Consider the following 14,536-nt stretch of genomic DNA (forward strand, 5'->3'; position numbering starts at 1 on the left):
GTGCGCCGTCGTCCGAATCGTCTCCGCCGGCTCCCGGTTCGCGCCGGGCCCGTCGCGAGGCCGCGCGGTCCGGAGACTCCGCGCAATCCGGTGACGACGCGCAATCCGGTGACGACGACGCGACACGCACTCGTACGATCGTGAGCGAGCCACCCGCCGTGCCTGCGCGTTCGGAGGAATCCGCACCGGCGGCAGCACACGAGCAGAACGCGGACGTGAACGAAGAGCCTGCCGCTCCGGCGCAGGCCGCGCAGCCCCGTGCGGCGACGCTCGACGACCTGTTCGAAGCCGACCACAGCGAGGTCGTCCACTCCAAGAAGGAGAAGAAGAAGCGCCGCACCGGGTGCCTCGTCGCCCTCGTGATCCTCCTCGCCATCCTCGGCGGTCTGACCGCGGGCGGATTCTGGGTCTGGAACACCTACGGCGACAAGATCAGCGACGTCATGGGCTGGGGCCCGCCCGAGGACTGGGAGCCCGGCATCGCGACCGGCGAGGTCTTCGTCACGATCCGTGACGGCGACACCGGCGCGCCCGTGTCCACCGCGCTGTACGAGGCGGGCGTCACGCGCACGGAGAACGTCTTCTACGACTACCTGGTCGACGAGAACATCGCCGTGACGTTCTACCCCGGCGTGTACAAGCTGCAGGAGAAGATGACGGCGCAGGCCGCACTCGAGGCGATCCAGGACCCTGCGAGCAAGGCCGAGAACACGGCATCCGTTCCGGAGGGGTCCACGCTCGAGCAGATGCTCCCGCTGATCGCCGACGGGCTGGCGATGCCCGTGGAGGACTTCCAGGCGGCCGTCGAGAACCCGAGCACCTACGGCGTGGCAGCGGACAGCCTGGAGGGCTGGCTGTTCCCTGCCGTCTACACCTTCGATCCGGACGTCACCGCCGAGCAGGTGATCCAGCGGATGGTCGACCGGACGCGGGAGTCGCTCGCGGCCGCGGATGTTCCCGAGGCCGATGCCCAGCGCATCCTGACGATCGCTTCGATCATCCAGCGCGAAGGCAGGGCAGACGACTTCGACAAGGTGTCGCGGGTCATCCAGAACCGTCTCGACGATGGGATGAAGCTGCAGATGGACTCCACCGCGCAGTTCGGCTACGGAGAACTGCACGCAGGGGTCGTCAGCACCTCGGAGGAGGCGCAGTTCGACGACAACCCGTGGAACACCTATGTGATCGACGGGCTTCCGAAGGGCCCGATCGCGACAGCCAGCGACGCTGCGATCGACGCGGCCATGCATCCGGCAGACGGACCGTGGCTCTACTTCGTCACGATCAACCCGCAGACCGGTGAGACGGTCTTCTCGACGACGTACGAGGAGCACCAGGCCGCGATCGGAACATGGCAGCAGTGGTGCCGTGACAACCCCGACCAGGGCTGCTGAGACGATGACGACGAGCCCCCGCCTCGCGGTATGGGGCGACCCGATCGCGCATTCGAGGTCGCCGCAGCTCCACACCGCGGCCTACCGCGTGCTCGGCCTCGACTGGGTGTACGACCGTCGCCAGGTGACGGCCGAAGCGTTCGATGACGCTCTGGCCGGACTCGACGGCGGTTGGCGCGGGCTGTCGCTCACGATGCCGCTCAAGGAACGCGCCTTCGCGGCGGCCGCGAGCGTCGATCGGCATGCCGAGCTCACGGGGGTCGTGAACACGCTGCTGCTAGGGGAGCGGCCGGCGGGTTTCAACACCGACGTCGGCGGCATCGTCGACGCGCTCGGCGATGACGGCATCACCGGGGTGCGGTCCGTCCGCATCCTCGGCGCCGGGGCGACCGCGGCATCCGCCCTGGTCGCGTCCGCCGAACTCGGTTCCGAGCACGTCGAGGTCCGCGCCCGGAGGCCCGAGCGCGCCGCGGCGCTCATCGCCCTGGGCCGGCGCCTGGGTGTTCAGGTCGACGTCGACCTCCTCGACGCCGCGCCGACTGCCGTCGATCTGACCGTCTCCACGCTTCCGGGCGGCGCCGATCTGGACGAGAGCGTCGCACGGGCGCTCTCCGCGGACGGCGGAGCACTGTTCGACGTCGCCTACGCGCCGTGGCCGTCGGCGCTCGGCGCCGTCTGGCAGCAGCGGCCGGTGATCTCCGGACTCGGGATGCTCCTGCACCAGGCCGTCCGCCAGGTGCGGATCTTCGTGAACGGCGACCCGGCGGCACCGCTCCCGGATGAGCGCGCCGTGCTGACCGCGATGCGCGACGCGCTCTGACGAGGCGGTCTGCGACATACGGACCGAGCAGGGTCTGAAGCCATGGGAGACTGGAGCAATGCTCCGCGTGCTCACCGCCGGCGAATCGCACGGCCCCGAACTCATCGCCGTCATGGAGGGGCTGCCCTCCGGCGTCCCGATCTCCTCCGAGGCGATCCAGGCAGACCTCGCGCGCCGCAAGCTCGGCTACGGCCGCGGCTCGCGCATGAAGTTCGAGCAGGACGAACTGACGATCTCCGGCGGCGTCCGCCACGGCAGGACGCTCGGCAGCCCGGTCGCCCTGCGCATCGGCAACACCGAGTGGCCCAAGTGGGTCGAGGTGATGAACCCCGAGCCGGTCGAGATCACCGAGAAGTCGCGCGGCCGCTCGGCACCGCTGACCCGCCCGCGGCCGGGGCACGCCGACCTCGTCGGCATGCAGAAGTACGACTTCGACGAGGCCCGTCCGATCCTCGAGCGCGCGAGCGCCCGCGAGACCGCGGCCCGTGTCGCGCTCGGCGCCGTGGCCCGTTCATTCCTCGGCGAACTCGGCATCCGCCTGGTCAGCCACACGCTCTCCATCGGACCCGTCCAGGTTCCCGAGGGGCGCGCCCTGCCGACGCCCGACGACGTCGACGTGCTGGATGCCGATCCGCTGCGCTGCTTCGATGCCGAGACGTCCGCGCGCATGGTCGACGAGATCGACGACGCCCGCAAAGCGGGCGACACCCTCGGCGGCATCGTCGAGGTGCTCGCGTACGGACTGCCCCCAGGGCTCGGCTCGCACGTGCATTGGGACCGGCGCCTGGACGGTCGTCTCGCGCAGGCCGTCATGAGCATCCAGGCCATCAAGGGCGTCGAGATCGGTGACGGCTTCGAGACCACGCGCCGCCGGGGCTCCGCAGCCCATGACGAGCTCTTCGCCGCCGATGACGGGATCACGCGGTCCTCCGACCGCGCCGGAGGCACGGAGGGCGGCATGTCCACCGGTACCGTGCTGCGCGTCCGCGCCGGCATGAAGCCGATCGCGACGGTGCCGCACTCGCTGCGGACGATCGACGTCGCAACCGGCGACGCCGCGACCGCCCACCACCAGCGCTCCGACATCAGCGCGGTTCCCGCAGCCGGCGTCGTCGCCGAGGCCATGGTCGCCATCGAGCTGGCGAACGCCGTGCTCGAGAAGTTCGGCGGCGACAGCATCGGCGAGACCCGCCGCAACCTCGAGAGCTACCTCGCCGCCATCCCGGCGGAGCTGCGCACAGCCCCCGCTTCCGAGGCGGCCCTGATCGCCCACGATGAGCGGTCCTGAGCCTCTGACGCTCGCGCTCGTGGGACCCATGGGCGCAGGGAAGACGAGTGTGGGGCGCCGGGTCGCCAAGAAGCTGCAGGTGCCGTTCATCGACACCGACAGGCGGATCGTCGTCGAGCACGGACCGATCCCCGAACTGTTCACGGCCTACGGCGAGGAGCACTTCCGCGCGCTCGAGCGCGCAGCGGTCGCGCAGGCCCTCGCCGAGGGCGGTGTGGTCTCCGTCGGCGGAGGAGCCGTGACCTCGGCCGAGACGCGGGAGCTGCTGAGACGGCATCCGGTCGTCCTCCTCACCGTCTCGCCCGAGACGGTCGCCCGCCGTATCAGCGGCGGAGGGCGGCCAATGCTCGCCGGGGGCGAGGACCCGATGGTGCGGTGGAACGAGATCTACGAGCAGCGCCGCGGCTGGTACGAGGAGGTCGCCGATGCGACCTTCGACACGTCTCGACGGCCGATGCACCGCATCGCCGAAGAGATCGCGGCATGGAGGAGAGAGCAGGCATGAGCACGACGACCATCAGCGTCACCGGACAGGCGTCCTACGACATCAGCATCGGCCGGGGCATCCTGGACCAGGTGTCCGGTGCGCTCGATCCAGCCGTCCGCAAGATCCTCGTCGTCCACCCCCCGACGCTCGCGGCACGCGCCGCGGAGCTGCGCGACCGCCTGCTCGCCGACACGACGAACGGACAGCGCGAGGTGCTGCTGGCCGAGATCCCGGATGCCGAGCAGGGCAAGCGCATCGAGGTGGCGGCCTTCTGCTGGCAGATCATGGGGCAGTCCGACTTCACCCGCACGGACGCGGTCATCGGCTACGGCGGGGGAGCGGTCACCGACGTCGCGGGCTTCGTCGCGGCCACCTGGCTGCGCGGCGTGCAGGTCGTGCAGGTGCCGACGACCGTCCTCGGACTCGTCGACGCCTCGGTCGGAGGCAAAACCGGCGTCAACACGAACGAGGGCAAGAACCTCGTCGGCGCCTTCTGGGCGCCGCGCGCGGTGATCGGAGACCTGGACGAGCTCGGCAGCCTCAGCGCCCACGAGGCCACGGCCGGGTTCGCCGAGGTCGTGAAGGCCGGCTTCATCTGGGCACCCGAGATCCTCGACATCATCGAGGCGGACCCGGCAGCGGCCGTCGACACCACGACCGACGGATTCCGCCGCGCGGTCGAGCTCGCCGTCGACATGAAGGCACGTGTCGTGTCCGAGGACTTCCGCGAGGCGGGGCAGCGCGAGATCCTCAACTACGGCCACACGCTCGGCCACGCCATCGAGCACGCCGAGCGCTACCGCTGGCGGCACGGCGCCGCGATCTCGATCGGCATGATGTACGCGGCCGAGCTGTCGCGGCTGGCCGGCCGGCTCTCCGACGCGGCCGTCGACCGGCACCGGTCCATCCTCGAGTCGTTGGGCCTTCCGACCACTTACCGCGCGGGTGCATGGGCGACCCTGCTCGCGACCATGCAGCGCGACAAGAAGGCCCGCGGCGGGATGCTCCGCTTCATCCTGCTCGACGACATCGCCAAGCCCACCGTGCTGCAGGCACCGGACGAGTCGCTCCTGTTCGCCGCCTACCAGGAGGTGGGGGCATGACCCGCCGGCTGCTGCTCGTGAACGGCCCGAACCTCAATCTGCTCGGTGTCCGCGACCCCGCGGTCTACGGCACGTCCACCCTGGCCGACGTCGAGCGGATCACAGCCGAGGCCGCCGCTGCGGCCGGGTTCGAGGTGCGCAGCATCCAGTCGAACCATGAGGGCGTGCTGATCGACGCCATCCACGACGCCCGCGAGGACTGCGCAGGCGTCGTGATCAATCCCGGCGGCCTCACCCACACCTCCGTGGCTCTGCGCGACGCCCTGACCGGCGTGAGCCTGCCGTTCGCCGAGGTGCACATCTCCGACGTCAACGCGCGGGAGGAGTTCCGCCGCTTCTCGTACCTGCACGACGTCGCCGCCGTCCGGGTGATCGGCGAGGGGGTCGACGGCTATGCGAGCGCCGTCGCACAGCTGACGGCGCTCATCCCGTAGAATCTACTGTCGGCCGCGCGCTTCGACCTGCTCGGCGACCGGCCCCCTTACTTCTAACGAACGGAACTTCCCCGCATGGCATCCACCGCAGACATCAAGAACGGCGTCGTCCTGAACATCGACGGACAGCTCTGGAGCGTCATCGAGTTCCAGCACGTCAAGCCGGGCAAGGGCGGCGCGTTCGTGCGGACCAAGCTCAAGAACGTGGTCACGGGCAAGGTCGTCGACCGCACGTACAACGCCGGCGCCAAGGTCGACATCGAGAACGTCGACCGCCGCGACTTCACGTACCTGTACGCCGACGGCGACGGTTTCGTGTTCATGGACACCACGGATTACGACCAGATCACGCTCAGCGACGTCGTCGTCGGGGAGGCGAAGAACTTCCTGCTCGAGAACCAGCAGGTCACCATCGCCCTCAACAACGGCAACCCGCTCTACATCGACCTGCCCGCGTCCGTCATCCTCGAGGTGACCTACACCGAGCCGGGCCTGCAGGGCGACCGCTCCTCGGCCGGCACCAAGCCCGCCACCGTCGAGACCGGCTACGAGATGCAGGTTCCGCTGTTCGTCGAGACCGGCACGAAGATCAAGGTCGACACCCGTTCGGGCGACTACCTCGGCCGCGAGAAGTAAGGCGTGAGCGCCCGCACGAAGGCGCGCAAGCGCGCACTCGACATCCTCTTCTCCTCGGACGTCCGCGGAGACGAGATCGCCGTCACGCTCGCCGCCGAGGCGAAGCGCGCGGCCAGCGAACCCGCTCGCGAAGCGTCATGGCTCTACGCCCGCGAGATCGTGGACGGGATCATCGACCACCGCGGCGACATCGACGAGAGCATCGTCACGCACAGCCGTGACTGGAAGCTCGAGCGCATGCCTGCGGTCGACCGCGCACTGCTGCGCATCGGCGTCTGGGAGATCCTCTACAACGACGAGATCCCGACGGCCGTCGCGATCGATGAGGCCGTCGAGCTCGCCAAGGAGCTCTCGACCGAGGACTCCGGCGCGTTCGTGCACGGCGTCCTGGCCCGGGTGGCGCGCTCCAGCTGATGGCCGACTGGCGCCTGCTCCTGGCGGACGCCGCCGCGCCGAAGGGCGGCACACCGCTCGCTCTCGGCATCGAGGTGCGGCAGCGTGCGTCGGTCGGCGCCCACCAGTGGGCCCCGCGCCCGGTGCGCACCGCGACGGTCCGCGACGTGGTGCGAGGCGAGGGCGATCTGCTCCTGGGCATCCGCCCGCTCATGCGCAGCGAATCGACCGGGGCGTGGGTGCAGGGGACGGCATCGTGGGATGCCGTGCGCCGCCCGGGCTCGGCGTTCACGCCGGAGCAGGCCCGCTGGTTCGGCGAGCTTCTCAGCATCGCCCGCGACTCGCTGTTGTCGGGGACGGCGGGCGACTGGCTCATCCTGGACACCGTCGAGTCGGGGCTGCTCTGGTCGCACCTGCGCGCAGCCGCGGCGTGCGGCATCCCGATCCTGACGATCCAGAAGAGCTTCGAGGTGGTCTTCGCCGACAGCGGAGTGGTCACCGCAGCTGTCGAGCGCACCGAGTCCGGCCTCTCGGTCGCAGCCGACGTGACCCTCGACGGGCGCGCGGTCGACGTCCGCGAGGTGCGCACGATCGGTCGAACCGGTGTCTACGCCGTGACGCCGCTCGGTGCCCGCGCGCGCGTGACGCTCGCCGAGATCCCGCTCAGCCCGGCCGTGCACGCGCTGCTGGGCGCGCGGGCGGCGCTCTCCGTGCCCGCGGCGGAGGAGAACGCGTTCCTGCGCGATGCCTATCCCGCGATCGCCCGCCGCGTCGAGGTCCGGGCAGTCGGCGCCGTCGAACTGCCGGCGGTCCCGCCACCGGTCGCCACGCTGGTCGTCACGCACCGTCCGCGCGACACGGTCGACTACGCGTTCGAGTGGACCTACCGCGGCTACGGGCGGTTCGGCGCCGCACCGACGCCCGACGCGATCCGGGATGCCGATGCCGAAGCGATGGCCGGTGAGGCGCTCGCGCGGCTGTGGGAGGAGGTGACGGGGGAGCGGTTCACCGGTGGAGGAAGCCTCCACGACGTCGACGCGGCCGAGTTCGTCACGCACGTCGTCCCGGCGTTGAAGGAGCGCGGCGTCGATGTCGTCGTCGCCGGACGCCCGCGCACGTACCGCGAACTCAGCGGTGCACCCGAGATCACGGTCTCGACCGTGGAGACCACCGACCCGGACTGGTTCGATCTCGGCGTGCTCGTCAGGATCGACGGGCGCAGCATCCCATTCGCCCCGCTGTTCACCGCCCTTTCGATGCGCCGCACCAAACTCCTCCTCGTCGACGGCAGCTGGTTCTCGCTCGCGCACCCTGCGCTCGACGCGCTGCGCGAGCTCATCGACGAGGCTACGGAACTCGCCGAATGGGAGACCGGCCCCCGGATCAGCCGCTACCAGACCGCGCTCTGGGAGGACTTCGAAGACCTCGCCGACGAGGCTCGACCCGCGGTGGCCTGGCGGGAGACGGCGGACGGCCTCCGCGAGGCGACGACCGTTCCCCCGGTGCCCGTCCCTGCCGGTCTGCGCGCCGAACTGCGCCCGTATCAGCGCCAGGGTTTCGACTGGCTCGCCTTCTTGTGGAGCCACCGCCTCGGCGGCGTGCTCGCCGATGACATGGGTCTCGGCAAGACGATCCAGCTGCTGACGCTCATGCTGCACGCCCGCGAGAACGGTGAGCGGCGCCCGTTCCTCGTCGTCGCACCCACTTCGGTGCTGCAGACCTGGCGCGAGGAGGCATCGAGATTCGCGCCGGGGCTGCGGGTGAGCGTGGTCGACGGCACGCGCGCGCGTCGCGACGCGTCGGTCGACGAGATCGCAGAGGATGCGGACGTCGTGGTGACCTCGTACACGCTCATCCGCCTGGGTGGCGACGAGTACAACGCGCGCGAATGGGCCATGCTCGTCCTCGACGAGGCTCAGTTCGTGAAGAACCCGGAAGCCAAACAGCACATCGCCGTCGCCGCCGTGCCCGCGGACGTCACCATCGCCGTCACCGGCACGCCGCTCGAGAACAGCCTCGCCGACCTCTGGGCGCTTCTGAAGCTCACAGCCCCGGGGCTGTTCGCCTCCGCCCGCCGGTTCAGGCAGGACTACATCCAGCCGATCGAACAGGGCAAGGTGCCCGAGAACGAGGAGGGCGGCGAATACCGCCGGCGGCGTCTGGAGCGCCTGCGCCGGCGGATCCGGCCCCTCGTCCTCCGCCGCACCAAGGACCTCGTGGCCCCGGAGCTGCCGGCCAAGCAGGAACAGCTGCTGCACGTCGAACTGGGGCCTGCGCACCGCGGACTGTACGACACGGTGCTGCAGCGCGAGCGCCAGAAGGTGCTGGGCCTGCTGCAGGACCTCGACCGCAATCGGTTCATCGTCTTCCGATCGCTCACGATGCTCCGGATGCTGGCTCTCGCCCCCGGACTCATCGACGAGGGGGATGCGCGCATCGCCTCGCGCAAGCTCGAGGTCCTCGCCGAGCGCGTGATCGAACTGCACGCCGAGGGGCACCGTGCGCTCGTCTTCAGTCAGTTCACCTCGTTCCTGGAGCTCGCCGCAGCGAGGCTCGATCGGGCCGGCATCCCCTACGCTCATCTCGACGGCTCCACCCGCGACCGCCAGCGGGTCATCGACGGGTTCCGGGACGGCTCGCAGCCCGTGTTCCTCATCAGCCTGAAGTCCGGCGGATTCGGGCTGACGCTGACCGAGGCCGACTACGTCTTCCTGCTCGATCCGTGGTGGAACCCTGCCGCCGAGGCCCAGGCCGTCGACCGGGCGCACCGGATCGGCCAGCAGAACCCCGTCATGGTCTACCGCATGATCTCCGAGGGGACGATCGAGGAGAAGGTGCTCGCCCTGCAGCAGCGCAAGGCGCGCCTGTTCACCGCGGTCATGGACGACGACGAGCTCTTCGCCCGCTCGCTGACCGCCGACGACATCCGCGGCCTGCTCGAACCTTGAGCCCTGTGGCTTTTCCCCGGCCGGGCACCCGGCGCGCACAGCATCCCGCCGGTAGAATCGTGCAGTCCACCACAGGAGGAGCGCAATGCGGATCACGGGACTCGGCCACGCCGGGATGTTCATCGAGACGGCCGGCGGGAACATCATCTGCGACCCGGTGCTCGGCCCCTCGTTCTTCGGCTCCTGGTTCCCGTTCCCCGACAACCGGGGCCTCGACTGGGAGCGGTTCGGCCGCGAGGCGGACTTCCTGTACATCTCGCACCGTCACCGCGACCACTTCGACCCGAAGCTGCTCCAGCGCTACATCCGCAAGGACATCGAGGTGCTCCTCCCGGAGTACCCGATCGATGACCTCGAGCAGGACATCCGCGCACTCGGCTACACGAACATCACCTACGCCCCCGCCGGGCGGGTGATCGAGCGCGGCGACCTGAAGATCATGATCACCCCGCTCCGGGCGCCCAGCGACGGCCCGATCGGCGACTCCTCGCTCAGCGTCGACGACGGCACGGGTTCGGTCCTCAACCAGAACGACTCGCACCCTCTCGACCTCGACAAGCTCCTCGACTTCGGCAAGCCGGACGCGTACTTCACGCAGGTCTCCGGCGCCATCTGGTGGCCGATGGTCTACGACCTGCCGCTGGATGCCAAGCAGAACTTCGCGCGGCTCAAGCGCGATGCGCAGAACAAGCGGGCGATGTTCTACATCGAGAAAGTCGATGCCCCCCACGTGTTCCCGATGGCGGGCCCCCCGATGTTCCTGCGCGACGACCTGTTCGACTTCAACGGCACCGGCCGCAACGGCGAGTCGATCTTCACCGACCAGAAGCAGTTCCTCGCCCACATGAAAGAGCAGGCTCCGCAGTACGACGGGCAGCTGTTCGTGCCGGGCACGGTGGTGACCCTCGAGAACCGCGAACTGGTCGGCGTCGAGCAGACGCTGTACACGCAGGACGAGATCGACCACATCTTCGATGAGAAGTGGGACTACCTCGAGGAGCAGCGAGCCCAGCGTCAGCAGGAGATCCGCGACGAGGAGACGTCCCGCGCTCCCGAGCTGCCGGCGGAGGAGATCCTCGCCGAGCTCAAGGCCTGGTGGGAGCCGCTGCTGAAGAAGTCGCGCACGATCCGCCTCGGCGTCGGTGGCAATGTGCGCTTCCGCATCGGCGACCTCGACATGGTCGTCGACTTCCCCCGCGCCAAGGTGCGCGAGTACGCGGGGGAGGAGTGCATCTACTGGTACACGATCCCCGCCGACCTCGTCTCCACCAACATCCGCGACCGCGAGATCGACTGGTCGAACTCGATCTTCCTGTCGATGCAGTTCTCGGTCGGCCGCAGCGGAAAGTTCAACGAGTTCCTCACCACGTTCCTCAAGTGCCTGTCGGTCGACCGCATCGAGTACGTCGAGAACTGGTACTCCGAGCAGACCGACCAGACCGAGGACGCCGAGATCGGCGACTGGGTCGTGCAGCGGCGGTGCCCGCACCTGCGTGCGGACCTCACCAAGACCGGCAAGGTCGACGAGGACGGCATCCTCACCTGCAGCATGCACGACTGGAAGTGGGACCTGAAGACGGGGAAGTGCCTGACGACGACGGGACACGCGATCCGCGCCGAGCGCTGCCCCGTCACCGAGGACGCCCTGAAGCTCGGCTGAGGGTAGAGTGGTGCCTGCAAGCAACCTTTAACACCGTCCGGAGAGGCGGAGAAGGGAGCGGCTGATGAGCGCACGCACTGTGCTGCAGCAAGCCGATATCTCGCGGGCTCTGACCCGCATCGCCCATGAGATCCTCGAATCCAACAAGGGTGCGGCTGACCTGGTGCTGCTGGGGATCCCCACGCGCGGCGTCGCCCTCGCGCAGCGCCTCGGCGCGCTGATCGAACAGATCACCGGCACCGCCGTGCCCGTCGGATCGCTCGATGTCACGATGTACCGCGACGACCTCGCCAAGCACCCGACGCGGTCCCCGCAGCCCACCGAGATCCCCGCGGGCGGCATCGACGGCAAGACCGTCGTGCTCGTGGACGACGTGCTCTTCTCGGGACGCAGCATCCGCGCCGCCCTCGACGCGCTCGGGTCGATCGGACGCCCCGCGATCGTGCGCCTCGCGATCCTCGTCGACCGCGGCCACCGCGAACTGCCGATCCGCCCGGACTTCGTCGGCAAGAACATCCCCTCCGCCAGGACGGAGCGCGTCAACGTGCGCCTGACGGAGAACGACGGCGCGGACGAGGTGACGATCGGAGCATGAGGCACCTCCTCGACACTCACAGCCTCGAGCGGGCAGCGGCCCTGCGCATCCTCGACGTCGCCGAGGACATGGCGGACACGCAGTCGCGCGAGATCAAGAAGCTGCCGACGCTGCGCGGCAAGACCGTGGTCAACCTGTTCTTCGAGGACTCCACGCGCACGCGCATCTCGTTCGAGGCCGCGGCCAAGCGGCTCTCGGCCGACGTCATCAACTTCGCCGCGAAGGGATCGAGCGTCTCGAAGGGCGAGAGCCTGAAGGACACCGCCCAGACGCTCCAGGCGATGGGGGCGGATGCCGTCGTCATCCGCCATGCGGCATCCGGCGCGCCGCGCACTCTCGCCACGAGTGGCTGGATCTCGGCCGGTGTGGTCAACGCCGGAGACGGGACGCACGAGCACCCGACCCAGGCGCTTCTCGACGCCTTCACGATCCGCAAGCGCCGCTACGGTGCAGCCAGCCGGGGCCGCGACCTCGCCGGCGTCCGCGTCGTGATCGTCGGCGATGTGCTGCACTCGCGGGTCGCCCGCTCGAACGTCTGGCTGCTCACGACGCTCGGCGCCGATGTCACGCTCGTGTCGCCCCCGACGCTGGTCCCGCAGAACGTGTCGGCGTGGCCGGTGCGCGTGCTCTACTCGCTCGACGAGGCGCTCGCAGAGGGCCCGGACGCCGTGATGATGCTGCGCATCCAGCTCGAACGCATGAACGCGGCGTATTTCCCGAGTGAGCGGGAGTATTCCCGCACCTGGGGGCTCGACGCCGTGCGCGCGGCGGCGCTTCCGGGCGATAGCATTGTGATGCACCCCGGACCCATGAACCGCGGCCTCGAGATCTCATCGGAGGCGGCGGATTCGCCGCGTTCGACGGTGCTCGAGCAGGTCGCGAACGGCGTGTCCGTGCGGATGGCCGTGCTGTACCTGCTGCTGGCAGGAGAACGAGACGACGAACGAGGGAGAGACCTGTGACAGAGACCCTCTTGATCGCAGGAGCCAGTGTCCTGGGCGCCGGCGGCGCCGACATCCTCGTCGAAGACGGAGTCATCACCGGGATCGGCACGGGACTCAGCCGTGACGGCGCCCGCGTGATCGACGCCGACGGACTCGTCGCGCTTCCCGGCCTCGTGGACCTGCACACCCACCTGCGCGAACCCGGATACGAGGCATCAGAGACGATCCTCACCGGTACCCGTGCTGCGGCGGCCGGCGGCTTCACCGCCGTCTTCGCCATGCCGAACACCTCTCCGGTCGCCGACTCGGCCGGCGTCGTCGAGCAGGAGCTCGCCCTCGCCGAGGCCGCCGGCTACGCCACCGTCCAGCCGATCGGTGCGGTCACGGTGGGGCAGAAGGGCGAGCGCCTGGCCGAGCTCGGCGCCATGGCCGGGTCCCGAGCGAAGGTCCGGGTGTTCAGCGACGACGGGTTCTGCGTGTTCGATCCGCTGATCATGCGCCGTGCGCTCGAGTACGTGAAGTCCTTCGGCGGCGTCATCGCGCAGCACGCGCAGGACCCGCGCCTGACCGAGGACGCGCAGATGAACGAGGGCGTCGTCTCGGCCGAACTCGGCCTCGCCGGCTGGCCCGCCGTCGCAGAGGAGTCGATCATCGCCAGAGACGTGCTCCTCGCCGAGCACGTCGGCTCCCGTCTGCACGTGTGCCACCTCTCCACGGCAGGCTCGGTCGACATCATCCGATGGGCCAAGAAGCGCGGCATCCAGGTGACCGCCGAGGTCACCCCGCATCACCTGCTCCTGACCGACGAGCTCGTCCGCGGCTACGACGCCCGCTACAAGGTCAACCCTCCGTTGCGCCGCGAGGAAGACGTCCTGGCCGTGCGCGAGGGCCTCGCGGACGGCACGATCGACATCGTCGCCACCGACCACGCCCCGCACCCGGGCGAGAGCAAGGCGTGCGAGTGGCAGGCAGCCGCGAACGGCATGGTGGGGCTCGAGAGCGCCCTGCGCGTCGTGCACCAGTCGATGGTGCAGACGGGGCTGCTCGAGTGGGACGACGTCGCACGCGTGATGAGTTCGGCCCCGGCGCGCATCGGGATGCTCGACGGGCACGGTGAGCCCCTCGAGGTCGGCCGTCCGGCGAACATCACGCTGTACGACTCCGCCGTCGCCGGCACGTTCACCCAGGCCGATCTGCACGGCCGCAGCGAGAACTCGCCGTACCTGGGCCGTGAGCTGCCCGGCCGCGTGGAGTGGACGATCCACAACGGCGTCGTCACCCTCGCCGAAGGCGCCGTCGCAGAGGAGCTGGTCCGATGAGCATGCGCGACCTCGCCGTCGCGATAACGATCGGCGTCGCCGTTCTGATCCTGCTGTCGATGGTCTTCGCCTGGCGACGACGAATGCGGCGCGACGCGGTCTACACCGCGCCGCTGGGCGTGCCCGAGCACGCCGAGGTCCTCAGCCGGCACGAGGTGCTGTACGTGTCGACGACGCGCCATGACGAGCCGCTCGAGCGACTGGCGATCGCGCCGCTCGCGTACCGCGCACGCGGCGAGCTCGCCGTCACCGACCGCGGAGCGGCGCTGTGCCTCGACGGGGCGCCCACGGTGTTCCTGTCGAAGGACAAGCTCGTCGGCGTCGACCGCGCCACCGTCACGATCGACCGGGTCGTCGAACCCGGCGGTCTCGTCCGCCTGTCCTGGAACGTGGATGCCGACACCATCGTCGACTCCTATCTGCGGTCCACCTCCGGGGCGCCGGACACCCTCATCTCAGAGATTCAGCGGGTCATCCCCGCCAACCACACAGGAGCCACGTCTTGACCAGCTCGA

At 69.6% G+C, this 14,536-nt stretch carries 14 protein-coding genes; all 14 read left to right on the forward strand.

Annotated elements, in window-relative coordinates; genetic code table 11:
- The first annotated feature begins 140 nt into the window (after nucleotides 1-140).
- The 14 genes from mltG (at nucleotide 141) to KEC56_RS05575 (ending at nucleotide 14,527) form a co-directional block, all read left to right on the forward strand.
- The gene (mltG, locus tag KEC56_RS05510; RefSeq protein ID WP_227530180.1) at nucleotides 141-1,394 is read left to right on the forward strand and encodes an endolytic transglycosylase MltG; all 1,254 of its coding nucleotides are present in this window, start codon (nucleotides 141-143) and stop codon (nucleotides 1,392-1,394) included.
- Nucleotides 1,369-2,214: a shikimate dehydrogenase family protein gene (locus tag KEC56_RS05515; RefSeq protein WP_227530181.1), complete on the forward strand. Its 846-nt coding sequence runs from the start codon at nucleotides 1,369-1,371 to the stop codon at nucleotides 2,212-2,214. The genes mltG and KEC56_RS05515 overlap by 26 nt, the downstream gene beginning before the upstream one ends.
- A gap of 58 nt (nucleotides 2,215-2,272) precedes the next feature.
- Nucleotides 2,273-3,502 (forward strand): chorismate synthase, encoded by a 1,230-nt coding sequence (gene aroC, locus KEC56_RS05520; protein ID WP_227530182.1) that lies wholly within the window; start codon nucleotides 2,273-2,275, stop codon nucleotides 3,500-3,502.
- Entirely contained in the window at nucleotides 3,489-4,007 is a 519-nt protein-coding gene (locus tag KEC56_RS05525) for a shikimate kinase (protein ID WP_227530183.1), read from the forward strand. The genes aroC and KEC56_RS05525 overlap by 14 nt, the downstream gene beginning before the upstream one ends.
- Nucleotides 4,004-5,092, forward strand: a complete 1,089-nt coding sequence (aroB, locus tag KEC56_RS05530) for a 3-dehydroquinate synthase (protein ID WP_175986274.1) — start codon at nucleotides 4,004-4,006, stop codon at nucleotides 5,090-5,092. The genes KEC56_RS05525 and aroB overlap by 4 nt, the downstream gene beginning before the upstream one ends.
- Nucleotides 5,089-5,526: a type II 3-dehydroquinate dehydratase gene (locus KEC56_RS05535; protein ID WP_227530184.1), complete on the forward strand. Its 438-nt coding sequence runs from the start codon at nucleotides 5,089-5,091 to the stop codon at nucleotides 5,524-5,526. The genes aroB and KEC56_RS05535 overlap by 4 nt, the downstream gene beginning before the upstream one ends.
- Before the next feature lie 75 nt (nucleotides 5,527-5,601).
- Nucleotides 5,602-6,162 (forward strand): elongation factor P, encoded by a 561-nt coding sequence (gene efp, locus KEC56_RS05540; RefSeq protein ID WP_175986276.1) that lies wholly within the window; start codon nucleotides 5,602-5,604, stop codon nucleotides 6,160-6,162.
- 3 nt (nucleotides 6,163-6,165) lie between these two features.
- Nucleotides 6,166-6,576, forward strand: a complete 411-nt coding sequence (gene nusB, locus KEC56_RS05545) for a transcription antitermination factor NusB (protein ID WP_175986277.1) — start codon at nucleotides 6,166-6,168, stop codon at nucleotides 6,574-6,576.
- Nucleotides 6,576-9,503 carry a DEAD/DEAH box helicase gene (locus tag KEC56_RS05550; protein WP_227530185.1) on the forward strand — a complete coding sequence of 976 codons (2,928 nt, stop codon included), beginning with the start codon at nucleotides 6,576-6,578 and terminating at the stop codon, nucleotides 9,501-9,503. The genes nusB and KEC56_RS05550 overlap by 1 nt, the downstream gene beginning before the upstream one ends.
- A gap of 85 nt (nucleotides 9,504-9,588) precedes the next feature.
- Nucleotides 9,589-11,163: a Rieske 2Fe-2S domain-containing protein gene (locus tag KEC56_RS05555; protein WP_227530186.1), complete on the forward strand. Its 1,575-nt coding sequence runs from the start codon at nucleotides 9,589-9,591 to the stop codon at nucleotides 11,161-11,163.
- Nucleotides 11,164-11,227: 64 nt separating this feature from the next.
- Entirely contained in the window at nucleotides 11,228-11,758 is a 531-nt protein-coding gene (gene pyrR, locus KEC56_RS05560) for a bifunctional pyr operon transcriptional regulator/uracil phosphoribosyltransferase PyrR (protein ID WP_175986280.1), read from the forward strand.
- Entirely contained in the window at nucleotides 11,755-12,720 is a 966-nt protein-coding gene (locus tag KEC56_RS05565; protein WP_175986281.1) for an aspartate carbamoyltransferase catalytic subunit, read from the forward strand. Before pyrR ends, KEC56_RS05565 begins: the two co-directional genes overlap by 4 nt.
- Entirely contained in the window at nucleotides 12,717-14,021 is a 1,305-nt protein-coding gene (locus KEC56_RS05570; protein WP_227530187.1) for a dihydroorotase, read from the forward strand. Before KEC56_RS05565 ends, KEC56_RS05570 begins: the two co-directional genes overlap by 4 nt.
- A complete protein-coding gene (locus tag KEC56_RS05575) occupies nucleotides 14,018-14,527 on the forward strand; it encodes a PH-like domain-containing protein (protein ID WP_227530188.1) in 510 nt (169 codons plus the stop codon). Before KEC56_RS05570 ends, KEC56_RS05575 begins: the two co-directional genes overlap by 4 nt.
- The last annotated feature ends 9 nt before the right edge of the window (nucleotides 14,528-14,536 follow it).

Source organism: Microbacterium tenebrionis, from assembly GCF_020682665.1.
In the GTDB taxonomy this organism is placed as follows: Bacteria; Actinomycetota; Actinomycetes; order Actinomycetales; family Microbacteriaceae; genus Microbacterium; species Microbacterium tenebrionis.